We start from the raw sequence: 26,538 nt of genomic DNA, 5'->3' as shown, positions 1-26,538 counted from the left end.
AGCCAGTGCAGCAATTCGGTGCGGATGCGGCCGGGGCGATCGGCGCGGCCCTTGCCGGTGATCACCAAGATCACCCGCGCGCCGTCTCCGGCCAGAATCGCGCTGGCCAGCACGCCGTGCGCCGTGGCCACGGTGTGGCCGTGCAGATCAATCACCCGGTCAGGTGCCAGCCGGCCGCGCGCGATCTGGCGATCCCAGCTGCCATCCAGCGTCGCGCCAAGCGGGTGAGCGACTTTGGCTTTTGCCGCGATGGCGGGCGCTGGCCTGGCTGGCGTTGCTTTGGTGCGGTGGGCCGGGCCGGGGCCGGCCGGGCGGGCAGGGGGCGGCACAATCGCTGGCGGCATGCCAGTTGGGGGGGCAATTGGTGCATCTGCTGGCACGACCCGCCCCGGCAGCGGCTTCACGCTAGCCGCAACCCGCGCCCACAGGGCCCGCTCATGCGCGGTCAACCGGCGCATCAGGGCAGCAGGCGGTTGGCAGCGCTGGCCGGGATCAGCACGATCAACTGCGCCGGTGCCGCCTGCGCGCCGGCAATGGCCGCAGCATCCGGGCCGGCGCCCAGAAACAGATCGATGCGGTTGGCGCCCTTGATTGCGCCGCCGGTGTCTTGCGCCACCATCAGGGCCACAAACGGCTCGCCGGTGCGCGTCAGGACGGTGTCCACCAGCAGCGGCGCGCCGAGCGGCACGAATGCCGGATCGGCCGCCACACTCACCCGCGGCGTCACGGGAACATTCAGCGCGCCGATCGGGCCATCGCCGGTCAGCAGCCTGAAGAAGATCTTCGAGCCATTGGCGTTCAGAACCGCCGCCGCATCGTCCGGATGGCTGCGCAGCCAGCCAAGGATTTCGGCCATGCCGGCCTTGCCGCGCTGCAGCCGGCCCTGTTCGATCAGCAAGCGGCCAATGGCCAGATAATCGCGGCCGTTCTGGCCATCATAGCCAATGCGCAGTATGTCGCCGCCCGTCAGGCGCAGCCGGCCACTGCCTTGAATTTCCAGAAAAAAAACCTCGTAGGGATCAGCAGCCCACGCCAATTCCAGCCCGCGCCCGGCCAGCGCGCCGCCGCTGATATCAATGCGCGCGTGATAGGGCACCAGCCGGTTGCCCACCACGCGCCCGCGCACGGTTCGGCCCTTCAGGCTGGCGGCGAAATCGCCAAGCGGCACATCAATCAAATCGGCCGGCCGCCGGTATATTGGCACCTCATATCCCGGCTGGCGGGTCAGGCTGGCGGCAATTTCCGGCTCATAATAGCCCGTGGCAAAGCCGCTGCCGGCAGCAATGGTGATGGCTGCAAACTGTTGCTGGAAAAACGCTGCGGCTGCATCCGGCGCAGTCAAGGCAGCGGCGGCGCAGGCCGCTTGCCAATCGCCAGCCAAAGTCAGGCCCGAAAGATCATCGCGGCGCAGCACCACCGGGCAGGACAGGCGGAACGCCGCAAGCGCAGCGGCCGCATCGGGCAAGGCCGGCAAGGCCGCCCGGGCCAAAACGGCGTCGGCGGCGCGCTTTGGCTTAATAACAGCCGGCGGGGGAGCTGGTTCCGAGATCACCGGCTGTTGCTGAACCGGCGGCAGCTGCGCCAGGCGATCGCGTTTGCCAGCGCAGGCTGCCAGCAGCAACAAGACAAACAGCGCCGCGGTGTGGCGCAGGGTCAGCGTCATGCTGCGGCCCGCGCCGTCTGTCAGTCGGTGTGATCGGGCAGCATATCGCCGCTGTCAGCTTCATTGTCAGTGGCGATCAGCACCCAGGCCGGATCGGCATTGCCGGCCAGCCGGCTGAACGTCCACAAATCGTGGCTGGTGGTTTCACCGTCAGGGGCGGCGACGCGCGCAGTGAAGCGAACGGTCAATTCGATCATGTTGCCGATCATGTCGGCGGCGCTGATGGTGGCATCATCAATTGCCACCAGACGATTGCCGAGCTTGTGGCCGCCGCGTGCTTCGATCGCTGCCGCCAGATTGTCCTGCACATCATCGGCTGCCAGCCCGTGCAGTGGCTCCAAATTGCCGGCCCAGAATGCCCCCAGGATCATCCCATAGGCCGAACGGGCACCATCCAGAAATTTTGCCGGGGCAAAGCCAGCGTCGGCGCCAGCAATGTCTTCCAGCGCGGGCAACAGGGCGGGATCGGTGCCAGCCGGCAGCACCAGGCGGCCGCGCGGCGGGCGGTCAGCCTCCCGGCGCTGCGGAGACTGGACTTCGGCCGCCGGACGAAAGTTGTCACCGATCGGCCGTTCCTGGCCGGTGCGCTTGCCGAGCACCGAAACAAGGCGCAGACCGATGAACGCGGCAAGCATCGCCAGCAGCACGATTTCGATCCAGGCACTGTCGTCAGACATTTTCATTCCTCGGCCACCAAGGATGGCCTTTTGTTTTGTTGGCAGACGACGCGAATGCCAAATATTGCCAGAGAGCACGACAGGGATTCGGGCCTGTTATCCTCTGGATTCGTATAATCGGCGTTTCCTGCCGCCAATGCAAGGGAATGCGACGTTTGCAGCAATGGTTGCTGCAAAGCCAACCAAGCCGCGCATGATGGGTTGGAGGGCGGCCGGATTTCGGCGGCCAGCAAATATGGTGCGGGCGGCGGGACTCGAACCCGCACTTCCATGGGAAAGCGGATTTTAAGTCCGCTGCGTCTACCGGTTCCGCCACGCCCACCATAGTCTGTTGCCCAGCGTTTAGGCCGGGGGTGTGGGCTTGCCAAGCGCAGGGTGTTGCAGGCTTCGGGGCAATCAGCCGTTCAGGCGCTCACGCAATTCCTTTCCGGGCTTGAAATACGGCACCCGTTTGGCATCGACCGCCACAGCATCGCCGGTGCGCGGGTTGCGCCCGGTGCGGGCATCACGCTCGCGGGTGGAAAATGCGCCAAAGCCGCGCAATTCAACCCGGCGACCACCAGCCAGGGCATCGGTGATCTCATCAAAAATCGTGCTCACCACGCGCTCGACATCGCGGATTGTCAGATGTGGATTTTGCTCGGCGATTACGGCGACCAGTTCAGACCGGATCATGCAGGCATCCTTTATTCGGCATGGCCAGTTTGGCCCCTGATTTCAATTAAGTTTATTCCAAGTGGCCTTGCGGTCAAGTGGCGCTGGCAAGCAATTGCAACCCTCGCGTCACAAATTGTCCGCACTTCGGCACAAAATGAAAAAAACGCCCCGGCAGTGACTGCCGAGGCGCTTTTTGAATCGGTTAACCAGCGCGGTCAGCTCTTTTCAGCGTCCTCGCGGGCCTTGTTGAACGCAGCGCCGAGGATGTTGCCCAGGGTTGCACCCGAATCCGATGTGCCGAACTGCGCAACGGCTTCCTTTTCCTCGTTGATCTGCAAGGCGCGGATGCTCAGCATCGGCTTGCGGCCCTTTTCAAAGCCAACGACCATGGTGTCGACCTTCTGGCCGGGCTGGAAGCGTTCGGCTTTCTGGTCGTCACGGTCACGGCTCAGATCGCCGCGCTTGATGAACACCACTGGGCCATCTTCACCGATCTGCACATCCAGGCCTCCATCGCGGGCTGCAACAACCGTGGCGGTAACCACATCGTTCTTCTTCCAATCAGCGCCGGTGTTGTTGCGCACGACCGGGCCGGGCGCGGTTTCATCAAGCTGCTTGATGCCAAGGCTGATGCGTTCCTTTTCGATGTCCACTTCCAGCACGCGCGCCGAAACCCGCTCGCCCTTGTGGTGACGCGACAGGGCGCCTTCGCCGGTCATGCCCCAGGCGATATCGCTCATGTGCACCATGCCATCGACATCGCCATCCAGCCCGATGAACAGGCCAAATTCGGTGGCGTTCTTGACTTCGCCTTCGACGATGGTGCCGACAGGATTGCTTTCGGCAAACACTTCCCACGGATTGCGCTGGGCCTGCTTGAGGCCAAGGCTGATGCGGCGCTTTTCTTCGTCCACTTCCAGAACGATGACTTCGACTTCCTGGCTGGTCGAAACAATCTTGCCGGGGTGCACATTCTTCTTCACCCAGCTCATTTCCGACACATGGACCAAGCCTTCGATGCCGGCTTCCAGTTCCACGAAGGCGCCATATTCGGTGATGTTGGTCACGCGGCCGGTGTGCTTGGTGTCCACGGCATATTTGGCAGCGGCCGTCGTCCACGGATCGGCTTCCAGCTGCTTCATGCCCAGGCTGATGCGCTGGGTTTCCCGGTTGATGCGCACGATTTGCACGCGCAGCACATCGCCGATGTTCAATACTTCGGATGGGTGGTTGACACGCTTGTAGCTCATGTCGGTGACATGCAGCAGGCCATCGATGCCGCCCAGATCAACGAACGCACCATAATCGGTGATATTCTTCACGGTGCCATCAACGATCTGGCCTTCAGCCAGGCTGCTGATCAGGCCAGTGCGAGCCTCGGCGCGCGATTCTTCGAGGATCGAGCGGCGCGACACCACGATGTTGCCGCGCTTGCGGTCCATCTTAAGCACCTGGAAGGGTTGCGGCAGGTTCATTAGCGGCGTCACATCGCGCACGGGGCGGATATCAACCTGCGAACCGGGCAAAAACGCGACAGCGCCGCCAAGATCGACCGTGAAGCCGCCCTTCACTCGGCCGAAGATCACGCCTTCAACCCGCTCACCGGCAGCAAATTTGTTCTCAAGCGCATCCCAGCTGGCTTCGCGGCGGGCGCGGTCACGGCTGAGCATGGCTTCGCCATTGGCGTTTTCAACCCGGTCAACGAACACTTCAACTTCGTCGCCAGCCTTCAGTTCGACATTGCCGGCCAGATCGGCAAATTCGCGCAGCGGAATTCGGCCTTCGCTCTTGAGGCCGACATCGATGACAGCAAATTCATTTTCGATCGCCGTGACAACACCGCGAACCACGCGGCCTTCAAAGCTTTGATTCTTGCCAAGCATGGCATCGAGCATCGCCGCAAAATCATCACGGGTCGGCTGGGCAGAAGTAGCCATAAGCAGTCAGTCACCTTGCATATCGGGCCGGCGCGAGCGGGAAACATGCATCGCGAAACCCATCGGCGCAGCACCATTGCCCGCCGTTCATCGCCGTCGCGGTGGCACCATGCCAGCCGCTCAGAAATTCGCCGGAAAGCGCAAACGCCCGCGCAGGCCCGTCTTTTGCGGAAAACTGCCGGGGCGCCGACGATCAACGGCTGCTGCGCTGCACCGCCTGTTCAACCAGGCCAACTGCCGCTGCAACTGCCGCGCCTATAGTCAGGTTGCTGGTATCAAGCAAGGCAGCATCAGCCGCCTGCACCAGCGGCGCCGCGGAGCGCCCGGAATCGCGGGCATCGCGGGCCCGAATATCCGCCAGCACATCGGCTAACGTGTGCGCGGCCCCCCCCGATTCCCTGATGCGCGCACTTTGCTCGGCATGGCGGCGCGCGGCGCGAATTTCCGGAGCCGCCGTCACAAACAGCTTGGCCGGCGCGTCTGGCGCAATCACCGTGCCGATATCGCGCCCGTCCAGCACCGCGCCGCCCGCCTGCTGCGCAAACGCCCGCTGCACATCAAACAAGGCCGCTCGCACCGCCGCGTGGCTGGAAACAATAGAGGCATAATCGCTGTTGATCGCACTCATCAGATCGGGATCGGTCAGGAGCGCCGGGTCCATCAGCGCCGCCGCCTGCGCCGCCGCAGCTTCATCATAAGGATCATGCCCCGCCAGCCGCACCGCCAGCCCGCAGGCACGGTATAGTTTGCCGGTGTCCATGCACGGCAGGCCATAATGCTGGGCCAGCGCCTTGGCGATCGTGCCCTTGCCGCTGGCGGCCGGGCCATCGACGGCGATGACGAGGGTGGTGGTGATCACGGCTGCGGCGTTAGCGGGCGGCCGCGCGAGGGGCAAGCAAATCAGGCAGGAGGTGCGCCCGGCAGCGTCACTCCGCCGGGATGCCTGGGCTGGCGTTGCCACCATTCAGCGCCGACAGCACCGGGAACAGCATTTGTTCGCGGATGCTCAGCCGGCGGCGGTCGCCTTGGCCGACGGTGTCGGTTTCGCCAGCGCGGAAGGTGCCGAAGATGCGATCGAGGATGATCAGGCAATTGGCATAATTGCAGCGGGTGGCCTGATAACCGACGCTGTGGTGCAGACTGTGGGGCGCGATGGTCGTGAAGACATGAGCATACCACGCCGGCGGATTGAACCGCACATTGGCGTGCGCAAAGCAGGCGATGGTGGTGAGCAGATGGCCGGCACAGAACAGCGCGGGCAGCGAGAAATCGAGCAGTGCGGCCAGGGATGCAAACACCAGCAGCAATTCCAGAGGATTGCCAACGCCGCCCTTGAGCGTGTTCAATTGGGTCACGTGGTGATGCGGCGCGTGCAGCAGCCACAGTGGCCGCCAATTGTGCATGGCGCGGTGCAGCCAATATTGGCCAAATTCGGCAATGAACAGGATCAGCAGCGCCTGCAGCGCCAATGGTGCCTGCGCCAGCGCCGGGGTGGTGATCCCCAGCGCGCCCTTGATGGCAGCCAGGCCGGCATCGATGATGTTGCTGTTGGCATATTGGATCACGAATGTGCCGAGGACGAGATAGAAGAGATCGGTGCGCAATTCCTGCCAGTTGAGCCGCCAGCCGGCATGGCGTTCATGGACGAATTCCAGCGCCAATATGATCGCCCGGGTTGCCATCACCACGCCCAGAAACACCAGCGGATCATCGGCAAGCGCAGGGGGCAGCGCCGACCAAAACAGTAAGATGCCCGCCACGGTCGCCGGCTCGAACCAGCGGAATATCATGTCACGCGCTGTGGTCGACGATTTCTTTGCCGCAACGGTCAAGAGGCACTCCCTGAAACATCCCGGATTTTTGTTTTCCATAGCAAGAGCGATTTTCAAACTGGTTTTTTGCGCGCAGCCGAGCGGCTGTATTCAGTTTCCGGCGAGTGCGCCTGGTTCGGTGTGGCTGGCGGCCCGCGACGGCCAGCGCTGGCGGCAGTTGCCAGGTTGCGACATATCGGCTTTATTCAACGCGGGTCGTGTTGAAATTGCAGGTGAGCAATGAAAGTCGGCCTTCCAGATTCTCCAACCGCGCCAATCCTTTTCGTCGCCGGCACTCGCCCCGAAGCGGTGAAGCTGGCCCCTGTCATTCTGGACGGCATGGCGCGCGGCCACGCGCCCATTCTGGTGGCGACCGGGCAGCACCGGGATTTGTTTGATGCGGCGCTGGCCGGGTTCGGCTTGCAGGCCGATCTTGATCTGGGCGTGATGGTGCCGACGCCCGATCAGCAGGTCGGGCAGCTGGTGCCGATGCTGGCCGATGTGATCCGCCGCAAGCGCCCGGCGTGGGTGGTGGTGCAGGGCGATACCAGCAGCACGCTGGCTGGCGCATTGGCGGCGCGCTATGCCGGCGCGCCGCTGGCCCACATCGAAGCCGGCCTGCGCAGCGGCAGCAGCGATCCGCATCCCGAAGAAATGCACCGCAAACTGGTGGCGCAAATGGCCGATCTGCATTTTGCGCCCACCGCCGCAGCCGCTGCCGCGCTGGCGGCCGAGGGGGTGCACAGCGGCGTGCATGTCACCGGCAACAGCGGCATTGATGCGCTGCTGCTGATGCAGGCGCGGCTGGCTGCCGATCCGGGTCTGGCGGCGGCTGCGGCAGCGCCGGCGGCGCACATTTCGCGGGATCGGCCGTGGATCGTGGCCACCGTGCATCGCCGCGAAAATCAGGGCGCGCGGCTGGGCCAGGTGCTGGCGGCGCTGGCGGCGCTGGCTGATGAGGCCGAAGTGATCGTGCCGGTGCACCCCAGCCCGGCGGTATCAGGCCCGCTGCGGGCGGCACTGGGCGGGATAAGCGGTGTGCATCTGCTGCCGCCGCTGGCCTATCCGGCGTTTGTCGCACTGATGGGCCGCGCGGCGCTGGCGCTCACCGATTCGGGCGGCGTGCAAGAAGAAGCGCCAGCGCTGGGCCTGCCTTGCCTGGTGCTGCGTGATGTGACGGAGCGGCCAGAAGGCGTGGCGAGCGGCAATGCGCAGCTGGTGGGTTGTGACACCGCGGCCATCGTGGCCGCGGCGCGCATGGTGCTGGGCGATGCGCATTTGCGCGCCCGCATGGGGCAGGCGGCCATGCCCTATGGCATCGGCAACGCTGCGCGCTTGATCAATTGCGTATTGTTGCGCCCAGCTGGCGAAGCATCGGCACAAAGCCCGGAAAGCTGGTTGCAATCGGCCGCGCATCATCAACCGTTACAGGCCGCCGCGCGTTGAGGCCGAGCACGGCAAAGCTCATGGCGATGCGGTGATCGAGCTGGGCCGCGACGGTCGCACCGCCCGGGATCAAGTCGCCGCCGCTGCCGTGCACGATCAGGCCATCGGGCAATTCTTCGCAGGCGATCCCGCACGCGGCCAGGCCGTGCGCCATCACCGCGATGCGATCAGACTCCTTGACGCGCAGTTCATCGAGGCCCCGCATGGTGGTGGTGCCGCTGGCACAGGCCGCGGCCACAAACAGGATCGGATATTCATCGATCATGCTGGGCGCGCCATCGGGCGGCACATCGATGCCGGTCAGCGCGCTGTGGCGGACATGGAGATCGGCCACTGGCTCGCCGCCAACGCTGCGTTCGTTGAGCAGCACGATGCTGCCGCCCATGGCCTGCAGCACCCGGATCAGGCCGGCGCGGGTGGGATTGATGCCGACGTTGCGGATGATGATGTCGCTGCCCGGCACGATCAGCGCGGCCACCATCGGAAACGCCGCCGACGACGGATCGCCGGGCACGATGATATCCTGCGGCTGCAATTCGGCTTCACCGCGCAGCGTGATGATGCGCCCGGCTGCTGTGGTTTCCACCGACAGATCGGCGCCAAAGCCGGCCAGCATCCGCTCGCTGTGGTCACGGGTGGCAATCGGCTCGATCACGGTGGTTTCGCCCGGCGTGTTGAGCCCGGCCAACAGCACCGCCGATTTCACCTGCGCCGATGCCACCGGCAGCGTGTAATTCAGCGCGACGGCCGGGCACAGGCCCGTAATGGTGAGCGGCAAGGTCTGCCGGCCATTTGGCCCCGGCGCGGCCGTGATGCTGGCCCCCATCAAGGCCAGCGGCGTGATCACCCGGCCCATCGGCCGGCCGGACAGGCTGGCATCGCCAATGAAGGTCGCCGTGATCGGATGGCTGGCAATCAGGCCCATCAGCAGCCGCGTGGAGGTGCCGCTGTTGCCCATATCGAGCGCGGTTGTCGGCTGCAGCAACCCGCCGACACCAACGCCAGCCACCCGCCACTCGCCGGCAACACTTCGGCTGATTCGGGCACCCATGGCCCGCATGGCGTCAGCCGTTGCCAGCACATCCTCGCCTTCCAGCAGGCCGGTGATACGGGTTTCGCCCACCGCCAAGGCACCGAGCATGATGGCGCGGTGACTGATGGATTTGTCGCCAGGCACCGTCACGTCGCCGCTCAGCGGGCCGGCAGCGCACAGGCTCAACGGTTGGGCAGGTCCGATGCTGTTTGTCATGGTGCTGCGCTTTGACAGGGCTTGCCGGCTGTGGCAATGCGCCGTGCTTCGCCGGAAGGGCTGCGGCCGCGTCTGGCAATCTATGTTTTTCTGGGTCAGGCGCCCGGAAATCGCGGAGTCAATATGGTCAAGGCTGAATGGGGCACCAAGCGTGCCTGCCCGAAATGCAACACACGCTTTTATGATCTGGGCAAGGATGATCCCGTGGCCTGCATTTCCTGCGGGTTTGCATGGGCACCCGAACCCATCTTGAAATCCAAGCAGACCACCCCGTTCGAAGCGGCCAAGCCACTGGTTGCAGCCGGTGAAGATCCGGCCGCTGCCGTTGACGAAGATCTGGACCTGGATACCGAAATCGAAGCAGGCCAGGCCGACGGTGATGTCGATTTGGGCGATGATGACGATCTGGGCGTCGTTTCAGAAGAGAAGGAAGACGATAATTGAGGATGATGGCCGGACAGGCGGCAGCGGGCCAAGCGATTTAATGCTTGCAAGGCCCTGCGCTATCGCCTAACCGGCCGCTCCCGATGCTGCTGGAAACAGTGGCCGCGGCGAGAGACGGTGCGGGGCCTTAGCTCAGCTGGGAGAGCGCTACGATGGCATTGTAGAGGTCAACGGTTCGATCCCGTTAGGCTCCACCATCTCGCCCGTCAGGAATAAAAAGCCTCGGCCCTCGTGCCGGGGCTTTTTGCTTTTACTGGCGCAATTTCCTTGGCAAACATGCGCGATGAGCATTCGCAGCGATTATCGGGCCATGCGGGCCATCCCGACCCGCTGGATGGACAATGACGCTTACGGCCATGTCAACAATGTGGTTTATTACAGCTGGTTCGATACGGCGGTTAACGTCTGGCTGATCGATGCCGGCTTGCTGGACATCCATCACGGCAATCCCATCGGTCTGGTGGTGGAAACCGGCTGCCGATACCACCGGGCCGTGGCCTTTCCCGATCTCGTTGAAGCGCAGATCCGTATCGCCAAGCTCGGTAACAGCAGCGTGCGCTGGGAGGTCGGGCTGTTCACGGCTGGTCACGAGGGGCCGGCAGCGGAAGGGCATTTCGTGCATGTCTATGTTGATCGCGAAACGCGGCGTCCGCTGGCACTGCCGGAGACGTGGCGCGCCGCGCTTGCGCCGCTGGTGGTTGCTTCGGACGCACCTGCAGCCTAAGCGCCCCGGATGACCAGTTCCATGACAACGCCCGCTGATTCCATCCTGATCCTCGATTTCGGCAGCCAGGTGACGCAACTGATCGCCCGGCGCATTCGCGAAGCTGGGGTTTATTGCGAGATCGTGCCGTTCGCCAAAGGCGGTGAGGCTTGTGCGCGGATGCAGCCCAAGGGCGTGATCCTGTCGGGCAGCCCGGCCAACATCAGCGATGAAAACGGCCCGCGCATTCCCGATGCCGTGCTGGCCGCCGATGTGCCGCTGCTCGGCATCTGTTACGGCGAACAGTCGCTCTGCCATCAACTCGGCGGCGCTGTGGTCGCTTCAGATCACCGCGAATTTGGCCGCGCCGAAATCGACATCGTCGATGATTGCGCCTTTTTTGCCGGGGTGTGGGCCAAGGGAGACCGGCCGACCGTGTGGATGAGCCATGGTGACCGTATCGAAGCAATTCCGCCCGGATTTCGCGCCGTGGCCACCAGCGCTGGCGCGCCCTACGCCGCCATCGCCAATGATGAAGCCCGGCGATACGGCGTGCAGTTCCATCCAGAAGTGGTGCACACCGCCGACGGCGCCGCGCTGCTAAGCAACTTCGTCATCAATGTGTGCGGCGTGGTGCCTAGCTGGTCGATGGCCGGCTTTCGCGCCTCAAAAATTGCCGAAATTCGCGAGCAGGTCGGCAGCGCGCGGGTAATCTGCGGGCTGTCCGGCGGCGTTGATTCGGCGGTTGCTGCAGTGCTGATCCACGAAGCCATTGGCGACCAACTCACCTGCGTGTTCGTTGATCATGGTCTGATGCGGCTGGGTGAGGCAAGCCAAGTCGTCACGCTGTTCCGCGAACATTATCATATTCCGCTGGTACATGTGGAGGCCGAGGATCTGTTCCTGTCCGGCCTGGCCGGCGTGACCGATCCAGAAGCCAAGCGCAAGTTCATCGGCAAGACCTTCATCGAAGTGTTCGAAGCCGAAGCCAAGAAGATCGGCGGCGCGGATTTCCTGGCGCAGGGCACGCTCTATCCCGATGTGATCGAAAGCGTGTCGTTCACCGGCGGGCCGAGCGTGACCATCAAGAGCCACCACAATGTCGGTGGGCTCCCGGAGCGCATGAACATGAAGCTGGTCGAGCCGCTGCGCGAATTGTTCAAGGATGAAGTGCGCCGGCTGGGTGTGGAGCTTGGCCTGCCGGCGGCGTTTGTCGGCCGCCATCCGTTTCCGGGCCCCGGCCTTGCCATCCGCATCCCCGGCGAAGTCACCAAGGATAGCTGCGACACGCTGCGCAAGGCCGATGCCGTCTATCTCGATGAAATTCGCAAGGCCGGGCTTTACGATGAAATCTGGCAGGCCTTTGCCGTGCTGCTGCCGGTGCGCACGGTCGGCGTGATGGGCGATGGCCGCACGTACGACCGGGTGTGCGGCCTGCGTGCCGTGACGAGCGTTGATGGCATGACCGCCGATGTCTACCCGTTCGAAGCCGCCTTCCTGACCCGCGCCGCCACGCGCATTGTCAACGAAGTGAAGGGCATCAACCGGGTGGTATATGATTACACCTCCAAACCGCCCGGCACCATCGAGTGGGAATGATCCCCAGCCGGAGATACTGAAATGAGCCAAGCTGCCGCAATCCCTGCGTTGGCGCGCACCTTGAAACGCCGGCATGTCACCATGATCACGCTGGGCGGCGTAATCGGCGCCGGGCTCTTTGTTGGCAGCAGCGCCGCGATATCCAGCATCGGGCCGGCGGTGATCGTCAGCTACGCCCTGGCGGGGGCCATCGTGCTGCTGGTGATGCGGGTGATTGCGGCGCTGGCGGCGGCCTATCCCCACGCCGGGGCCTTCACTGAATTTTCGCGGATCGGCATCGGCCGCTGGGCCGGCTTCACGGCTGGTTGGCTTTATTGGTATTTCTGGGCCATCGTCATTGGCATCGAAGCCATTGCCGGCGCTGCGATCATTGCCCAATGGGTGGATTTGCCAACTTGGGCGATCGGTCTGGCGGTGATGCTGCTGATGACCGGATCGAATCTCCTGTCGACACGCAATTTTGGCGAATTTGAGTTCTGGTTTTCCACCATCAAGGTGGTGGCGATCATATTGTTCATCGTGGTGTGCGCTGCCTTTGTGCTGGGCAAGGACGATGGCGGCGGCGCTCTGGCACTGCTGACGGCCGACGGCGGCTTTGCGCCGATGGGTTGGGGTGCGGTAATGGCCGGGGTCACATCGGTGATCTTTGCGCTCGTCGGCGCCGAAATCGTGACCATGGCCGCTGCCGAAGCCGAAGATTCGGCCGACATGGTCGCCAACATGGCCAGCACCCTGATCGTGCGCATCGGCACATTTTACATCGGCGCGATCTTCCTGATCGTCTGCATCGTGCCGTGGCGCAGCGTGGTGCCCGGCCAATCGCCATTTGCTGCCGCGCTGGAGATTGTTGGCGTACCGGGCGCGGCGCTGGTGATGAACATCGTGGTGCTGGTCGCGGTGCTGTCGTGCCTGAATTCGGCGATTTACGTCGCGTCGCGCGCTTTGTTCACACTGGCGGCCAATGGCGATGCGCCGCGCTGGAGCATCAAGATCAACAGTCGCGGCGTGCCGGCGCGGTCGATCATTGCGTGCACGGCGGTGGGCTTTGCCAGCGTGATGGCATCGGTGCTGTCGCCCGGCGTGGTGTTTGCCTTTCTGGTGAATGCGTCTGGGGCAATCATCATCTTTGTCTATATGCTCACGGTGCTGGCTGCGATCCGGCAGGGTGTGGGCACCGGGCCGTTGCTGCGCTGGGGCCGCCATATCGCCGTGGCGGCCATGCTGGCCGTGCTGGCGGCGATGGCGGCGACGCCCGATCTGGCGGTGCAGCTTTATGCCAGCCTGGGCTGTCTGGCGGCAGTGCTGGCGGCAGCAGCGGTGACGCGGCGGCGCTGACAGCGGCGTCATGGCCAGCGGATTGCCATGATCTCCCAGCTTTTCTCGCCGCCCGGCAGGCGCACCACCCGCACATCGCCAACCCGTGCACCGCGCAAGGCACGGGCGATGGGCGCGCTCCAGCCGATGCGGCCGGCCGCAACATCCTGCTCATCATCGCCGACCAGCGTGACGGTGCGGCGATGGTCGTCCTCATCGGCAATTTCGGCGGTGCAGCCAAACACCACGGCGGCGCGTTCGGTCTGCGCGGCGGGATCGATCACCCGGGCCGCGGCCATGCGCTTGGCCAGATGGCCCAGCTCGCGGTCAATCTCGCGCAGGCGCTTGCGGCCATAGATATAATCGCCGTTTTCGGATCGATCGCCATTGCCCGCGGCCCAGCGCACCACTTCGACGATCGGTGGCCGTTCGCCGTGCAGCAGATGATCATAGCGGGCGCGCAGGGCGGCCATGCCGGCCGGCGTGATCGGGTTGCCCTCGCTCACAGATCAAGCGCGCCCTGCGCTGGCGCTGGCGCTGGCTCTGGCTTGCGCTTTGCAGCGGCGACGCGGCGACGTTCCGTGCTGGGCAGGCCGGCCTTGCGGCTGCCGTGTTTGGTGATGATGGCGCGCGCCGGCCCGGCATGGGCCGGATCGCGGCGGATGGCCGAAATGGCGTTCTTGGCATCCCGCGCCGCCTGTTCATGATCGACCAGCGGCAACGGATAATCGCCGCGCAGCGCCGCATCCGCCAGCCACGGCTGATGCAGCAGCGCATCCGGCACTGCGGCCAGTTCCGGCAGCCAGCGCCGGACGAAGCGGCCATCGGGATCCTGATCATGGCCTTGCTTGATGGGATTGTAGATGCGCGGAATATTGGTGCCGGTGGTGCCCGATTGCATCTGCACCTGCGCCCAATGGATGCCCGGTTCATAATCGGTGAACATCCGCGCCAGCACGGCGCCGCTGTGCCGCCAATCCAGCCGCAGATGATAGCTGGCCACCGCCATCACCATGGCGCGCATACGAAAATTCAGCCAGCCGGTGGCGGCCAGGCTGCGCATGCACGCATCCACAAACGGCCAGCCGGTGCGGCCCGCCGCCCACGCCGCCAGCCGGGCCGGATCATGATCGGGCAGGCCCTGATAGGCCGGGTGCAGGCAGCGCGCCTCCAGCCAGGGGGCGTCCTCCAGCTTCTGGATGAAATGGCAGTGCCAATGCAGCCGGCTGATGAAGGACTCAATCGACCGGGTGAACGCCGCATCGCCGGCATCCTGCCAGCGCGTGCGCGCGGCCATTGCGGCCTGATAGGCTTCGCGCATCGAAACACTGCCCAGCGCCAGATACGGGGACAGGCGCGAACAATGATCGGCGCCGCTGCCAGGCGCTGACATCGCGGCGCGATACGGCCGCCCGCGGCTGTTCAGAAAGCTGCGCAGCACCGCCAGCGCGGCGCGCCGCCCGCCGATCTGGCGGGCACAGGTATCGGGGGGCAATCCCAAGGCCGAGGCATCAGGCAAGTAGTCGCCGGCAACATCGGCCATGCGGATAGTGGCCGGGGCGGGCAGGCGCGGCGTTGTCATCAGCTTGGCCCAGCGCGCCGCCCAGCCATTGCGGTTGCCGTGTGCCCGCCACACGCCGTGTTGCTGCGCTTCGTGCACTGCTACGCCGGCGGCGCGTGCCCAGCGCCGCACCGCCTTGTCGCGGGCATAGCTCCACAGATTGCCGGTTTCCTGGTGGGCGTGGACGGCGCTGATGCCGTGCTGCGCATGCAGATCAGCCAGCACGGCGGCCGCATCACCCACCCGCACCACCAGCCGCGCGCCGCGGGCCATCAGGCTGCGATCCAGATCGATCAATGTTTCCAGCAGGAACGCCAGTTGCCGCCCGCTCACATCTGGCTGCGCCCAATAATCGGGTTCGATGATGTACAGCGGCAACACGGCGCCCCCGCTGGCGGCAGCAGCGTGCAGCGGCGCATGATCATGCACCCGCAAATCGCGCTTGAACCAGACAATATCCATCAGCGGCCAAAGGTTAATAATGTTAAGAAAGTTACGAAGGTTAGGGTTTTGAGGAAAAATGCCAACAAAGCCTGCCTGAATTGTTCCCCGATCCAACACGTGCAAGATAGCGCAAGGCCGCTGCGTAGGACAGCGGTCATGCCCCGTTTCGGCGGGCGGCATGTCGCATGCGGCTTGGCAGCGGGCGCTGGGCTTGGCATTGAGGGTGCATGATCCTGTATGGCATTCCCAATTGCGACACCGTGAAAAAGGCCCGCCAGTTTCTGGCGGCAGCCGGGCGCGCCCATGATTTTCATGATTACAAGAAGGCCGGCGTGCCCGCCGATGCGCTGGCGCGCTGGGTGGCGCGCTGGGGGTGGGAGACGGTGCTGAATCGCTCTGGCACGACCTTCAAAGCGCTGCCTGATGCCGACAAGGCCGGGCTGGATGCGGACAGGGCCATAAAATTGATGCTGGCCAACCCCAGCATGATCAAGCGGCCGATTGTGGAAGCGGCCAAGGACGGCGGCGGTATCGCCCTGATCGGCTTCAAGCCCGACCAGTGGCAAGCGGCGCTGGTAGGCTGAGATGGCGCGATGGTTGGTGAAATCCGAACCGTTCAAATATAGCTGGGAGCAGCTGAACAAGGACGGGCAGACGATTTGGGACGGCGTGCGCAACAACCAGGCCGCGCAATATCTGCGCGCCATGAAAATCGGCGACGAGCTGTTCTTCTACCACAGCAACGAAGGCCTGTGCATCGTGGGCATCGCGGCGGTGGTGGGCGAGCATTTCATCGATCCCAGCGATCCCAAGGCGCGGTTTCCCGCCGTGCTGGTCGGCCCGAAAGCGCCGATGCCGCGTGCCGTGACATTGGCCGAAATGAAGGCCGAGCCGCGGCTGGCCGGCATGGCCATGTTCCGCCAGTTCCGCCTGAGCGTGGTGCCGATCAGCGATGACGAATGGGATGTGGTGATGGAAATGGCGGCGGCCTGATTGCAGCCGCTTATCACTGCCGGGCCGTCAAACCGGCTTGATGGCGATACTGTCCTTGGCAGCCAATTGCCGCAGGTTTTCCTCGTGATCGGCACGGCTGAGCTTGTAGGTGGAAATCGCCGCGATCATCAGCAGCCACAGCGTCAGGATCGACGGCACATACCACATGCCCAATTCCCACAGGCTGGTCTCCGGCACCTGATCCGGGCGGGCGCCGGTGGGGAAGGCCGCCAATGTCAGCACGAAACTGGCGGCGATGACGCCCAGGCCTTGCACCGATTTGCGGATGAAGGTGGCGGCGGCGAAGAACACGCCTTCTGATCGCCGGCTGGTTTTCAGTTCGGCCTGTTCGACCAGATCGGCCAGCATCGCCGAGCTCAGGATCTGGAAGCAGATGATCAGGCCGACGTCGATCATGGTGACGATCAGCACCATCCAGAAGATCGCCGGTTCGCCATTGGCCGGCAGCAGGCCAGCCAGGCGCAGCACGACCGGAGCCGGCAGAATCAGGCCGGCAATCAGCCCGATGATGATGGCGCCGCGTTTCTTGCCGACGGTGCGCGTGGCAATCGGTGCCATCACCGCGCCGATGATTGCCGATATGAACACGGTGGCAGTGATGATGCCGATCTGCTCCGGCGAGAACCCCCAGAAATAGGCCGAGAAATAGAACGACAAGGACGCCGACAGGCCGGTGGCAACGGCGCCGAGCATGGCGGCACCGAACAGGGCGGCAAAGCTGCGATTGGCCAGGGTTTCGAACATTTCGCGAAAGACGGTGCCAACGGTAATGCTGCGTTTGGCCGGCGGCAATCGCAGATGGGCGATGCGGCTGTGCGTGCCCAGCGACGAAGCGATGATCGCCACAAAGATCAGCACCGACGCGATTATGCCATAGACCTCATAGGCGTCGCGGTTGAACTGGCCATTTGGGATGGCGGCGGTTGCAAATAGCGGAAACAGCACCGTGAAGTTCGCCACAGTCATCACGCTGCCGCCCGTCCAAGCGAAATAATAGCGCCAGCCGAGCAGCGATGAGCGATGATCATAATCCGTCGCCAGTTCCGGTGCGAGGGCGGCGCTGGGGATTTCATAAAAGGTGATGGCGATGCGCACCACCACCGCCAGGCCCAGCAGATACCAGAACAGCGCCGCCTGCGACCAATCGGTCGGCGGATTCCAGATCAGGAAATACGTGGCGGCGACCGGCAGCGCCGAAGCATACATGAACGGATGCCGCCGCCCCCAGCGTGACCGCAGATTGTCCGACCAATAGCCAACAATCGGATCGCACACCGCATCGATCATCAGCGAAATCGTGATGGCCAGACCCACAAGGCGCGCGTCCAGCCCGATCACCTGGCTGTAGAACAGCAGCAGGAAATAGCTGAAGCCGCCGTCCTTGATGCCGTAGGCTGCCGCGCCAAGGCCATAGGCCAATTTGGTGCGCATCGTGGGCGCGCCATCCGGCACCACTGTTGCAAGCGTCATGCTGTCCACCCCAAGTCCACCACACGTGCGCCGAAATTTCACGGTCTGCATAACGAAGAACTTCCGCACTATCAGCACGATCTGGGGGATTGTAAAGCATTGTACACGGTCGGTGCGCGCGACCAGGGCGCGCAGCCGGCGCGCGCAGCCGGGGTCTGCCAGTTGAGCTGCCGGGCCGGCGCGCGTAAGCATGGCGGCCATGAGCACAACCTTCACCCTCGACACCAGCACTTCCCGCGCCCATCCGGTGCCCGAACCCGTGCGCCGCCTGACCGTGCCGGCCATCGCCCGGCGCAAGGCCAAGGATGGGGGCGGGGAGCCGATCGTGATGCTCACCGCCTACACCGCGCGGATGGCTCAGCTGCTCGATCCACACTGTGATCTGCTGCTGGTTGGCGATTCGCTGGGGCAGGTGATCTATGGCCTGGATACCACCGTGAAGGTAACACTGGACATGATGATCGCGCACGGCGCAGCGGTGGTGCGCGGAAGCTATCGCTCTGTGGTGGTGATTGATTTGCCGTTCGGTTCCTACGAAGAAAGCCCGCAGGCGGCGTTTCGCACCGCAGCGCGCGTGATGCAGGAAACCGGCGCGGCGGCTGTCAAGCTGGAGGGCGGCGCGGTGATGGCGCCCACCGTGAAATTCCTGGCGGAACGCGGCATTCCGGTGATGGCGCATGTTGGCCTCACGCCGCAGGCGGTGAACGCGCTGGGCGGCTATGGCGCGCGCGGGCGCAGCGCCGCTGAAGCTGCCAAGATACTGGATGATGCTCGCGCGGTTGCCGATGCCGGCTGTTTTGCGCTGGTGGTGGAAGGCGTGGTCGAAACGCTGGCGCGCGACATCACGGCGGCGGTGGCCTGCCCGACCATCGGCATCGGTGCCTCACCGGCCTGCGATGGCCAGGTGCTGGTGGTGGACGATATGCTGGGCATGTTCGAACGGGTGCCGCGTTTCGTCGAGCGGTTCGATGATCTGGCGGCGCGGATTTCCGATGCCGCCAGCCGTTATGCCGGCGCGGTTCGCGAACGGCGCTTTCCCGGCGATGCGCAATTGTATCGCTGATGGCCCCCAGCATAGGGGCATGAGCTGCGGCCCTTTACCTTTGCGGCGCTGTCGGGCATTCACCCGCCGGCAAGACCGGCCGTGGCACTGCACCGCGCCACAGCCAAAGCGGAGTCTGTCATCTTGGCCAACACGCCAGCCGAACCCGATAATGCCCCTGACAACGCGTTTGTGCGCGAGGTGGACGAGGAATATCGCCGCGCGCAATTGATCGGCCTGTGGCGGCGCTTTGGCCGGCTGGGGGTGGCGGCGCTCCTGCTCGGGCTGGCGGGCCTGGCCGGTTGGTTGTTCTGGCAGGATGAGCAGGCCAAGGCCGCTGGCGTGGCTGGCGCGTCGCTATCGCGCGCCATGGAGCAGCTGGAAGTGGGCGATGGCGCCCGCGCCCGCCCGGTGCTTGATGCGATGACGCGCGATGGCCCCGGCGCTTATGCGGGCCTGGCGCGCATGGTGCTGGCCAATGATGCGCTGGCCGGCGGTGACAAGGCCAAGGCGCGCGGCCTGTACGAAGCGGTGGCCAATGATGCCGCCCTGCCGCAGCCGCTGCGCGATGCGGCGCTGATCAAGGCGGTGCGCACCGGATTTGATCAGATGCGCCCTGCCGATGTGGTGGCCAAGCTGAAGCCGCTGGCGGTGCCCGGCAATGCCTGGTTTGGCGTGGCCGGCGAGCTGGTTGCTGTCGCGCACATGCGGGCCGGGCAGGCCGAAGCGGCCAAGCCGATATTGGTGGCGTTGGTGAAGGACGAACAGGCGAGCCCGTCGCTGCGCACCCGCGCGGCGCAACTGGCGATTGCTGCCGGTGTCGATATTTCATCGTTGGGCCTGCCCAGCGAAACCGATGATGGTGCGAGACCGCCAGCAGCAGGCACGCCCCAGGGAGGACAAGCCGAATGATCGATACGCAGGCCCCTCGCACTGGTTTGGCCACCATGCGGTCGCTGGCGATCCTGTTGTTGGCCTGCGCCGCGCTGGCTGGCTGCGGTATCTTCAAGAAGAGCGCTGGCCCGCGCACCCCCACGCTGGGCGAACGGATTCCGATCCTGAGCTTTGAAACCCGGGCCGAAGCCGAAGCGGATCTCAAAGACACCGCTGTGGTGTTGCCGGCACCTGTGGCCAATGCGGATTGGGCGCAGCCGGGCGGATCGGCAGCAAAGGCCGGCGGCCATTTCGCGCTGTCCGAAACGCCGGTGCAGCTATGGCAGGCCAAGATCGGCAAGGGCAGCAGCGCCACGGCCCGGCTGAATGCCGCGCCGGTGGTGGGCGGCGGCAAGGTGTTCACCATGGATACCGCCGGCGAAGTGCGCGCATTTGATGCCACCACCGGCCAGTTGCTGTGGCAAGCCGAGGTCCGCCTGCCCAAACGCAGCAGCCGGCCGGCGTTTGGCGGCGGCGTGTCCTACGGCGATGGCCGCGTTTATGCCGCCACCGGCTACGGCGTGGCGGCCGCGTTTGATGCGGCAACTGGCAAACAATTGTGGACGCGGGCGCTAGTGCAGCCGCTGCGCGGCGCGCCAGCGGTGGCCGGCACGCGGGTGTTTTTCCTGTCGCAGGACAATCAGGTGCACGCGCTGGACGGCGCCACCGGCGATTTGTCGTGGACCGTGGCCGGCACCGTTGAAGTGGCCTGTATCCTGGGCAGCGGCACGCCGGCAATCCTGCTGGACACGGTGGTGGTGGGCTTTTGTTCGGGCGAATTGAATGCGCTGCGCACCGAAAATGGCCGCAGCCTGTGGCAGGATCAATTGGCGCGCACCGGGCGATCGACGGCGATGGCGGCGCTGGCTGATATCGACGGATCGCCGGTGATCGATCGCGGCCGGGTGTTTGCCATCGGCCATGGCGGCCGCATGGTGGCGCTGGAACTGGCGACCGGGCAGCGCGCCTGGGAACGGAACTTTGCCGGGCTTTCGACGCCGTGGGCGGCCGGCGAATTTTTGTTCATCGTTACGGTCGATGGCGAAGTGCTGTGCATTACCCGCAGCGAAGGCAAGTTGCGCTGGATCAGCCGCTTCGATCAATATCGCAAGCCCAAGAAGAAAAAGGATCCGATCATCTGGGCGGGGCCGGTGCTGGCCGGTGAGCGATTGTGGATTGTCGGATCAAACCGCGAATTGGTCGCCGTTGATCCCTACGAAGGCAAACGGCTGCAAACCATCCGCCTGAAGGCCGCAGCCTATTTGCCGCCGGTGGTGGCGGGCAATGTCCTGTATGTCCTCACCGATGATGGCACGGTGACCGCGTATCGCTGACGGTTTTATGCTGACCGTTGATTGCTGATCTGGCCGGCCCTCGCTTATTGCCCGGTGCGCTGGTAAGGCGCTGGCGATGAATGTAGGCAATATACTCGATCTGCCGGCCGATGCCCCGCGTGTGGCCATTGTGGGCCGGCCCAATGTGGGAAAATCCACGCTGTTCAACCGGCTGGTAGGCCGCCGGCTGGCGCTGGTGGACGATCAACCGGGCGTGACCAGGGATCGGCGGGAGGGCGCTGCCAACCTGTTCGATCTGTTTTTCGTGGCTGTGGATACCGCCGGCTTCGATGAAGGCAATGAAGACGCGTTATCCGCCCGGATGCGCGCCCAAACCGAAGCCGCTGTCAGCCGCGCCACTGTGGCGCTGCTGGTGTACGATGCCCGGGCGGGGGTGACGCCGATCGATGAACAATTCGCAGCCTGGCTGCGCCGGCGCGGCGTGCCGCTGGTGCTGGTGGCCAACAAGGCCGAAGGCATGGCCGCCGAAGCCGGCTTGAACGAAGGCCATTCGCTCGGTCTTGGTGAGCCGATCGGCATGTCGGCCGAACACGGGCTCGGCCTTGCCGATCTCTATGCGGCGCTGCAACCGTTCCTGGAGCCCGAACGGCCGCAAGCGCCCGATGCCGATGATGCCGATGACGCTGATGATGCTGATGATATTTCGGACGACACGCCGGACGATGACGATGCCGAAATCGATACCACGCCCGCCGGGCCACTCAAGCTGGCCATCGTCGGCCGGCCTAATGCCGGAAAATCCACGCTGATCAATCGCTTGCTTGGCGAACAGCGCCTGGTCACCGGCCCAGAAGCCGGGATTACGCGCGATTCGATTGCCATCGAATGGGAATGGCCGGACCGCGATGGCGCCATGCGCTCCGTGCGCCTGATCGATACCGCCGGGCTGCGCAAGCGGGCCAAGGTGATCGACAAGGTCGAACGGCTGGCCGCTGCCGATACCGGCCTAGCCATTGATTTTGCTGAGGTTGTGGTGCTGCTGCTTGATGCCACGCTCGGTCTGGAAGCGCAGGATTTGCGCATCGCCGACAAGGTGCTGTCCGAAGGGCGGGCGCTGATCATCGCGCTCAACAAATGGGATGCCGCCCATGATCAGAGCAAATTGTTCCAGGGCGTGCGCAAGGCGCTGGACGATGGCCTGTCGCAGGTGAAGAACGTGCCCTTGCTCACCTGTTCGGGTGCCACCGGCCGCGGCCTGGACATATTGATCGAAGCGGCCTTTGCTACGCGGGTGCGCTGGTCACGCCGGGTGCCGACATCGGCGCTAAACCGTTGGTTTGAAGCGGCAACCAGCCGCAACCCGCCGCCGGCGCCGGGCGGCATGCGCGTCAAGCTGCGCTATGTCACGCAGGTCGCCACCCGGCCGCCCACCTTTGTGGTGTTCGGCAATCGCACCGATGCACTGCCGGCCAGCTACACCCGCTACCTGACCAACAGCCTGTCGGCCGATCTGGATTTTTCGGGCCTGCCGATCCGGCTGAGCTTCCGCGGTGGCCGCAACCCGTTCCACAAGAAATAGCGCGGCGCCGTGCCGGCTAAGTGGCGCGCGGTTGGCCATTGTGGTGGCGGCGCTGGCCATCGTGGTGGCGGGGTGGGCCATTGTGGTGGCGGCGTGAGCCCCTTTGGCGGCCACCACTGCACGAAAGGGCGACAATGATCCGTTTGCACGGCTATTGGCGATCAACGGCGGCGTGGCGGGTGCGGCTGGCGCTGGCGGCCAAGGGCCTGGCCCATGACAGTATTGCCGTGAATCTGGTGCAGGGGCAGCAGCGCAGCACCGGCCATCTTGCGCTCAACCTGCAAGGGCTGGTGCCGGTGCTGGAGCATGATGGCCTGGTGCTGACCCAGAGCCTGGCGATCATGGAATATCTGGATGAGGTGTTTCCCGATCCGCCGCTGCTGCCGGCCGATCCCGCCGGCCGCGCCCGCGTGCGCGCTGCCGCCCTGATCGTGGCCGCTGATGTGCATCCGCTCGGCAATTTGCGTGTGCAGCGCTGGCTGCGTAGCGAAATGCAACAGGATGATGCAGCGGTGACGCGCTGGTTGCATCAGTGGATGCGTGACGGCCTGACAGCACTGGAAGTAATGGCGCGCCAATATAGTGGCCGTCACTTGATTGGCGACAGTGTCAGCATCGCCGATCTGGCGCTGGTGCCGCAATTATACAATGCTCGGCGCTTTGCATTGCCGCTAAATAGTTTCCCTGGCTTGCTGGCGGCCGAAAAAGCCATTTCGGTCCTGGATTGGGCCATCACGGCTGGTCCCGAATTGCAACCAGATGCGATCTGAAAGTCAAGAATTTCATGTTTTGGTAACGATGGAGGCAGTTGCATTCGCGTAGGATTTGGATAGAACCTATTTTGTCTGCATACGTCATTCTACCGAGGATTTCCCATGACCGAATCGCGCTCCGGCAACTTGTCCTTGTTCGCTGCCACCGATTCGCGCCGCACCGCGCGGCGATTGGGATGGTCCGTTGCAGCAACCATATTGGCGGGCACGGCTTTGGTGCCGGCATCGGCGCAGGTGTTTGATCTGGGCGGGCTTACTGTCCAAGTCACCAACTTCGCTGGCCCGCCGGCCAACAACCCTGCCGAAATCACCAACGGTGTCCTGCAGGTCAACAATGCGGCCAATCTGACCTTTGGCGGCGATCTCACCGATTCCGGCGGTGTGTTGAGCATTCACAAATTCGGCATCGGCAGTCTGACCTTGTCGGGCGTCAACACTTACGCCGGCACATCGGGGCTGCGCGTATCCAACGGAACCGTTTTTGCCGGATCGGTCACGGCATTCTCCCCGAACAGCCATTTGTTGATTGGCGGCGTGCTGGGCACGACCAGCACGGTTGATCTGAATGGCTTCAGCCAGACCACGTTGTTTTTGCAGTCAACTGGCGCAGGCGGCGCGGTGGTAACCAGCACGGCTGGCCCGGCAACGCTGACAATATCCGGCACTTCGACCCGCACATTCAACGGCGGCCTGCAGGGCGAAGTGAACATCGTCAAGCAAGGCAGCAGCACTCAGACGTTCCTGAATACCAAATCGGCAATAACGCCGACCACCAACACTGGGGCGATCACGCTGCAGGCAGGCACCATCTCGGTTGGTGCCAACAACGTTCTGGGCACAGGCACGATCACCGTCACCGGCGCGTCCACGCTGTCTTCGGCTGCCATTGCCGGCTCAGTCACGCTGAACAACGCGATCGTTCTTGATGCCAATCTGGCGGTGACGCCAAACCCCATTGCGCCGCTCGTGTTGGCCGGGAATATTTCTGGCGCCGGTGTGCTCAACAAATCGACCTCCACCGTTTTGGCGCTGACGGGCAACAACAGTTACGCAGGCGGCACAACCGTCGCCGGCGGGCGTTTGCTGATCGGGTCAGACACGGCGCTTGGCCTGGGTGCGGTCACATTCAATGGCGGAACTCTGGCGCTCAATGACGTTGCGGTGGGCAGGTCGATCACCAACAATTTTGTTGCAGGTGCGACTGCCCTGACCATCGAAGCTGGAGACGCCGGCACGGTTTTTGAATTCTCGGGCAACATCGCAGGCACGCGCACCCTCGTGCTGGCTGCAACCGGCGGCGACGGCACTGTGCTGCTCAGCGGCGCCAACAGCTATACGGGTGCAACGCGCGTGCAATCCGGCGTGCTCGGCATCGGCGGTGCTACCGCCATTTCGAACTCGTCGTCCATTCGCCTGGAAACAAGCGGAACCGGCATCGCCGTGCATACTGCGGGCCTGACCGTTGATCGCCAGGTCACCAATCTCACCGGCGGGGGCGCGGTCAGCGCCACCATCAACACGCGCGGTTTTGATGCCGAACTTTCGGGGCGTCTCAGTGATGCCGTGACCGGCGTCGACGATCTCGCCTTGACCAAGCTGGGCGCCGGCGTGCTGACGATTTCCAACGCTGCAACTGCGGTTGGCACGCGCAACATCGTGTCTGGCGGCGTGACGGTTGCGGCTGGCACGCTGAATCTCACCGGCGCACTTCACAACGACGTGACGGTCAATGCCGGCACCTTTGCTGGTTCCGGATCGGTCACTGCTGGCACCACAACAATCGCGTCCGGCGCGACATTGTCTCCCGGCGATGTTGCCGGCGGTCCGGATGCAATCGGCCGCCTGACCTTCACCAACTTGACGCTGGCCGGCGGTTCGGCGGCGCGGTTCGATCTGGGTGTTCCCAGCGTCAATGTGCTCACCACGCCAAATGATATCGTGGTGGTGACGGGTGATCTCAATCTTGGCGGCGTGCTCAGCGTCAATGGCCTTGTGGGCTTTGGCAATGGTTCGTACCGCTTGTTCACCTTTGGCGGTGCTGTCACTGGCACCCTGTCTCTCAATGTCTTGCCCGGCGGTTTGGCGGGCAGCATCAGCGTGGGTGCGGGCGTTGTCGATCTGATTGTCGGCGTTACCGATTTCTATTGGGACGGCGCTGGATTGGCCAACAATATTGTTGATGGCGGCACTGGCACATGGTCATCGGCCGGCACCAACTGGACCGATGTCAACGGCAACACCGCTGTTGCCTGGGGCAACCAGCTCACCTTGAGCAATGGGTTTTTCCGCGGTGCGGGCGGTGTTGTCACGCTGTCCGATTCGTTCCTGTACGAATCGCTCAACTTCGAAACGGACGGCTACACCCTCAATCCGCTGTCAGCACAAACACTTGATGGCACCACCGCGACGATCAACGTTGCCACTGGCGTGACCGCCACGATCAATGCCGAGCTGGCGGGGACATCCCTGACCAAGACCGGCAACGGCACGCTGACGCTGGGCGGCGCCAACACCTACAGCACCACGTTGCTGACGGCTGGCCGCATCAATGTCGCCAACGATGATGCGCTTGGCCCCGATGGCCTGACGATGTCAGCTGGCACCACGCTGGGCACAGTATTGGTGCCCGTTACCCTGAACAACACCATTGCCGTGACCGGCGGCGTCACCATCGACACGGACGCGTCCCTCGGCCTGATCAACACCATTTCGGGCAGTGGCGGCATTCAGAAGACCGGTGCCGGCCAGTTGACCTTGTCGGGCAACAACAATTTCACCGGCAATTTCGCGTTCGATGCCGGTCAGATCGTCGTCGGCTCGAGCACGGCCTTTGGCAACATCGCCAATATCGTGAACGCTGCGGCTGGCACCGATGGGCTGATCCTGGTCAACGGTGTGAACGTGGGCAATGCGATCGTGCTTGCGGG

25 protein-coding genes and 2 tRNA genes are annotated in these 26,538 nt (G+C 64.1%); 15 read left to right on the top strand and 12 right to left on the bottom strand.

Annotated features, from left to right (window positions below; all coding sequences use genetic code 11):
* The 8 genes from ABWP50_RS03970 to ABWP50_RS03935 form a co-directional block, all read right to left on the bottom strand.
* Window positions 1–344: Smr/MutS family protein (locus ABWP50_RS03970; protein WP_353216697.1), on the bottom strand; the 344-nt coding region annotated here is incomplete at its 3' end.
* A 113-nt stretch (window positions 345–457) separates the two neighbouring features.
* A complete protein-coding gene (mltA, locus tag ABWP50_RS03965; RefSeq protein WP_502950971.1) occupies window positions 458–1,657 on the bottom strand; it encodes a murein transglycosylase A in 1,200 nt (399 codons plus the stop codon).
* 26 nt (window positions 1,658–1,683) lie between these two features.
* A complete protein-coding gene (locus tag ABWP50_RS03960; protein ID WP_353216695.1) occupies window positions 1,684–2,340 on the bottom strand; it encodes a Tim44/TimA family putative adaptor protein in 657 nt (218 codons plus the stop codon).
* Window positions 2,341–2,576: 236 nt separating this feature from the next.
* Window positions 2,577–2,662, bottom strand: a tRNA-Leu gene (locus ABWP50_RS03955).
* Window positions 2,663–2,736: 74 nt separating this feature from the next.
* Window positions 2,737–3,015 carry an integration host factor subunit beta gene (gene ihfB / locus ABWP50_RS03950; RefSeq protein ID WP_353216694.1) on the bottom strand — a complete coding sequence of 93 codons (279 nt, stop codon included), beginning with the start codon at window positions 3,013–3,015 and terminating at the stop codon, window positions 2,737–2,739.
* 197 nt (window positions 3,016–3,212) lie between these two features.
* On the bottom strand, window positions 3,213–4,934 hold the full coding sequence (rpsA, locus tag ABWP50_RS03945) for a 30S ribosomal protein S1 (RefSeq protein ID WP_353216693.1): 1,722 nt from the start codon (window positions 4,932–4,934) through the stop codon (window positions 3,213–3,215).
* Between the two features lie 193 nt (window positions 4,935–5,127).
* Complete coding sequence (gene cmk, locus ABWP50_RS03940; protein ID WP_353216692.1) at window positions 5,128–5,793, bottom strand: (d)CMP kinase; 666 nt, start codon at window positions 5,791–5,793, stop codon at window positions 5,128–5,130.
* Window positions 5,794–5,860: 67 nt separating this feature from the next.
* A complete protein-coding gene (locus ABWP50_RS03935) occupies window positions 5,861–6,724 on the bottom strand; it encodes a sterol desaturase family protein (RefSeq protein WP_353216691.1) in 864 nt (287 codons plus the stop codon).
* On the opposite strand from ABWP50_RS03935, the gene ABWP50_RS03930 reads away from it, so the two are divergent.
* Complete coding sequence (locus tag ABWP50_RS03930) at window positions 6,723–6,989, top strand: hypothetical protein (protein ID WP_353216690.1); 267 nt, start codon at window positions 6,723–6,725, stop codon at window positions 6,987–6,989. The two genes, ABWP50_RS03935 and ABWP50_RS03930, sit on opposite strands and share 2 nt — an antisense overlap.
* On the top strand, window positions 6,986–8,191 hold the full coding sequence (wecB, locus tag ABWP50_RS03925; RefSeq protein WP_353216689.1) for a non-hydrolyzing UDP-N-acetylglucosamine 2-epimerase: 1,206 nt from the start codon (window positions 6,986–6,988) through the stop codon (window positions 8,189–8,191). The genes ABWP50_RS03930 and wecB overlap by 4 nt, the downstream gene beginning before the upstream one ends.
* Here the strand turns inward: wecB and aroA are convergent.
* Window positions 8,085–9,440: a 3-phosphoshikimate 1-carboxyvinyltransferase gene (gene aroA, locus ABWP50_RS03920; protein ID WP_353216688.1), complete on the bottom strand. Its 1,356-nt coding sequence runs from the start codon at window positions 9,438–9,440 to the stop codon at window positions 8,085–8,087. The two genes, wecB and aroA, sit on opposite strands and share 107 nt — an antisense overlap.
* A 123-nt stretch (window positions 9,441–9,563) precedes the next feature.
* On the opposite strand from aroA, the gene ABWP50_RS03915 reads away from it, so the two are divergent.
* The 5 genes from ABWP50_RS03915 to ABWP50_RS03895 all read left to right on the top strand — a co-directional run bounded on the left by ABWP50_RS03915 (window position 9,564) and on the right by ABWP50_RS03895 (window position 13,521).
* Complete coding sequence (locus ABWP50_RS03915; protein WP_353216687.1) at window positions 9,564–9,884, top strand: FYDLN acid domain-containing protein; 321 nt, start codon at window positions 9,564–9,566, stop codon at window positions 9,882–9,884.
* Window positions 9,885–10,005: 121 nt separating this feature from the next.
* Window positions 10,006–10,081: transfer RNA gene (locus tag ABWP50_RS03910), tRNA-Ala, on the top strand.
* Between the two features lie 86 nt (window positions 10,082–10,167).
* Window positions 10,168–10,608, top strand: a complete 441-nt coding sequence (locus ABWP50_RS03905; RefSeq protein WP_353216686.1) for an acyl-CoA thioesterase — start codon at window positions 10,168–10,170, stop codon at window positions 10,606–10,608.
* A 21-nt stretch (window positions 10,609–10,629) separates the two neighbouring features.
* Window positions 10,630–12,186, top strand: coding sequence for a glutamine-hydrolyzing GMP synthase (guaA, locus tag ABWP50_RS03900; protein WP_353216685.1), 1,557 nt, complete (start codon window positions 10,630–10,632; stop codon window positions 12,184–12,186).
* Between the two features lie 21 nt (window positions 12,187–12,207).
* Window positions 12,208–13,521, top strand: coding sequence for an amino acid permease (locus ABWP50_RS03895; RefSeq protein WP_353216684.1), 1,314 nt, complete (start codon window positions 12,208–12,210; stop codon window positions 13,519–13,521).
* Window positions 13,522–13,529: 8 nt separating this feature from the next.
* Here ABWP50_RS03895 and ABWP50_RS03890 read toward each other — a convergent pair whose 3' ends face one another.
* Together ABWP50_RS03890 and ABWP50_RS03885 are read right to left on the bottom strand one after the other, a co-directional pair.
* Window positions 13,530–14,006: a GreA/GreB family elongation factor gene (locus ABWP50_RS03890; protein ID WP_353216683.1), complete on the bottom strand. Its 477-nt coding sequence runs from the start codon at window positions 14,004–14,006 to the stop codon at window positions 13,530–13,532.
* On the bottom strand, window positions 14,003–15,523 hold the full coding sequence (locus ABWP50_RS03885; protein ID WP_353216682.1) for an FAD-binding domain-containing protein: 1,521 nt from the start codon (window positions 15,521–15,523) through the stop codon (window positions 14,003–14,005). The genes ABWP50_RS03890 and ABWP50_RS03885 overlap by 4 nt, the downstream gene beginning before the upstream one ends.
* A 209-nt stretch (window positions 15,524–15,732) precedes the next feature.
* Here ABWP50_RS03885 and ABWP50_RS03880 point away from each other — a divergent pair, with 209 nt between their 5' ends.
* A complete protein-coding gene (locus ABWP50_RS03880; RefSeq protein WP_353216681.1) occupies window positions 15,733–16,089 on the top strand; it encodes an arsenate reductase in 357 nt (118 codons plus the stop codon).
* A gap of 1 nt (window position 16,090) precedes the next feature.
* Complete coding sequence (locus ABWP50_RS03875) at window positions 16,091–16,498, top strand: EVE domain-containing protein (RefSeq protein WP_353216680.1); 408 nt, start codon at window positions 16,091–16,093, stop codon at window positions 16,496–16,498.
* A gap of 27 nt (window positions 16,499–16,525) precedes the next feature.
* On the opposite strand, the gene ABWP50_RS03870 is transcribed toward ABWP50_RS03875, so the two are convergent.
* Complete coding sequence (locus ABWP50_RS03870) at window positions 16,526–17,989, bottom strand: MFS transporter (protein ID WP_353216679.1); 1,464 nt, start codon at window positions 17,987–17,989, stop codon at window positions 16,526–16,528.
* 199 nt (window positions 17,990–18,188) lie between these two features.
* Here ABWP50_RS03870 and panB point away from each other — a divergent pair, with 199 nt between their 5' ends.
* The 6 genes from panB to ABWP50_RS03840 form a co-directional block, all read left to right on the top strand.
* Window positions 18,189–19,052: a 3-methyl-2-oxobutanoate hydroxymethyltransferase gene (gene panB / locus ABWP50_RS03865; RefSeq protein ID WP_353216678.1), complete on the top strand. Its 864-nt coding sequence runs from the start codon at window positions 18,189–18,191 to the stop codon at window positions 19,050–19,052.
* Between the two features lie 123 nt (window positions 19,053–19,175).
* A complete protein-coding gene (locus ABWP50_RS03860; protein WP_353216677.1) occupies window positions 19,176–19,943 on the top strand; it encodes a tetratricopeptide repeat protein in 768 nt (255 codons plus the stop codon).
* A complete protein-coding gene (locus ABWP50_RS03855; RefSeq protein ID WP_353216676.1) occupies window positions 19,940–21,298 on the top strand; it encodes a PQQ-like beta-propeller repeat protein in 1,359 nt (452 codons plus the stop codon). Before ABWP50_RS03860 ends, ABWP50_RS03855 begins: the two co-directional genes overlap by 4 nt.
* A 76-nt stretch (window positions 21,299–21,374) precedes the next feature.
* Window positions 21,375–22,838 carry a ribosome biogenesis GTPase Der gene (gene der / locus ABWP50_RS03850; RefSeq protein ID WP_353216675.1) on the top strand — a complete coding sequence of 488 codons (1,464 nt, stop codon included), beginning with the start codon at window positions 21,375–21,377 and terminating at the stop codon, window positions 22,836–22,838.
* Window positions 22,839–22,972: 134 nt separating this feature from the next.
* Window positions 22,973–23,608 (top strand): maleylacetoacetate isomerase, encoded by a 636-nt coding sequence (gene maiA / locus ABWP50_RS03845; RefSeq protein WP_353216674.1) that lies wholly within the window; start codon window positions 22,973–22,975, stop codon window positions 23,606–23,608.
* Between the two features lie 105 nt (window positions 23,609–23,713).
* Window positions 23,714–26,538: beta strand repeat-containing protein (locus ABWP50_RS03840; RefSeq protein ID WP_353216673.1), on the top strand; the 2,825-nt coding region annotated here is incomplete at its 3' end.

The organism is Sandarakinorhabdus sp., assembly GCF_040398645.1.
Taxonomy (GTDB): Bacteria; Pseudomonadota; Alphaproteobacteria; order Sphingomonadales; family Sphingomonadaceae; genus Sandarakinorhabdus.
Note: the sequence above shows the minus strand (reverse complement) of the source record. Positions and strands in the feature narration are given on the sequence as shown.

What these genes read in the sequence shown, in the direction of transcription:
- aroA (WP_353216688.1), bottom strand. Translation starts at nt 9,440, where the DNA reads ATGACAAACAGCATCGGACCTGCCCAACCGTTGAGCCTGTGCGCTGCC.
- ABWP50_RS03935 (WP_353216691.1), bottom strand. Translation starts at nt 6,724, where the DNA reads ATGATATTCCGCTGGTTCGAGCCGGCGACCGTGGCGGGCATCTTACTG.
- ABWP50_RS03915 (WP_353216687.1), top strand. Translation starts at nt 9,564, where the DNA reads ATGGTCAAGGCTGAATGGGGCACCAAGCGTGCCTGCCCGAAATGCAAC.
- panB (WP_353216678.1), top strand. Translation starts at nt 18,189, where the DNA reads ATGAGCACAACCTTCACCCTCGACACCAGCACTTCCCGCGCCCATCCG.
- ihfB (WP_353216694.1), bottom strand. Translation starts at nt 3,015, where the DNA reads ATGATCCGGTCTGAACTGGTCGCCGTAATCGCCGAGCAAAATCCACAT.
- ABWP50_RS03905 (WP_353216686.1), top strand. Translation starts at nt 10,168, where the DNA reads ATGAGCATTCGCAGCGATTATCGGGCCATGCGGGCCATCCCGACCCGC.
- der (WP_353216675.1), top strand. Translation starts at nt 21,375, where the DNA reads ATGAATGTAGGCAATATACTCGATCTGCCGGCCGATGCCCCGCGTGTG.
- rpsA (WP_353216693.1), bottom strand. Translation starts at nt 4,934, where the DNA reads ATGGCTACTTCTGCCCAGCCGACCCGTGATGATTTTGCGGCGATGCTC.
- ABWP50_RS03885 (WP_353216682.1), bottom strand. Translation starts at nt 15,523, where the DNA reads ATGGATATTGTCTGGTTCAAGCGCGATTTGCGGGTGCATGATCATGCG.
- ABWP50_RS03880 (WP_353216681.1), top strand. Translation starts at nt 15,733, where the DNA reads ATGATCCTGTATGGCATTCCCAATTGCGACACCGTGAAAAAGGCCCGC.
- ABWP50_RS03875 (WP_353216680.1), top strand. Translation starts at nt 16,091, where the DNA reads ATGGCGCGATGGTTGGTGAAATCCGAACCGTTCAAATATAGCTGGGAG.
- ABWP50_RS03855 (WP_353216676.1), top strand. Translation starts at nt 19,940, where the DNA reads ATGATCGATACGCAGGCCCCTCGCACTGGTTTGGCCACCATGCGGTCG.
- ABWP50_RS03870 (WP_353216679.1), bottom strand. Translation starts at nt 17,989, where the DNA reads ATGACGCTTGCAACAGTGGTGCCGGATGGCGCGCCCACGATGCGCACC.
- ABWP50_RS03930 (WP_353216690.1), top strand. Translation starts at nt 6,723, where the DNA reads ATGTCACGCGCTGTGGTCGACGATTTCTTTGCCGCAACGGTCAAGAGG.
- wecB (WP_353216689.1), top strand. Translation starts at nt 6,986, where the DNA reads ATGAAAGTCGGCCTTCCAGATTCTCCAACCGCGCCAATCCTTTTCGTC.
- ABWP50_RS03895 (WP_353216684.1), top strand. Translation starts at nt 12,208, where the DNA reads ATGAGCCAAGCTGCCGCAATCCCTGCGTTGGCGCGCACCTTGAAACGC.
- ABWP50_RS03960 (WP_353216695.1), bottom strand. Translation starts at nt 2,340, where the DNA reads ATGTCTGACGACAGTGCCTGGATCGAAATCGTGCTGCTGGCGATGCTT.
- guaA (WP_353216685.1), top strand. Translation starts at nt 10,630, where the DNA reads ATGACAACGCCCGCTGATTCCATCCTGATCCTCGATTTCGGCAGCCAG.
- maiA (WP_353216674.1), top strand. Translation starts at nt 22,973, where the DNA reads ATGATCCGTTTGCACGGCTATTGGCGATCAACGGCGGCGTGGCGGGTG.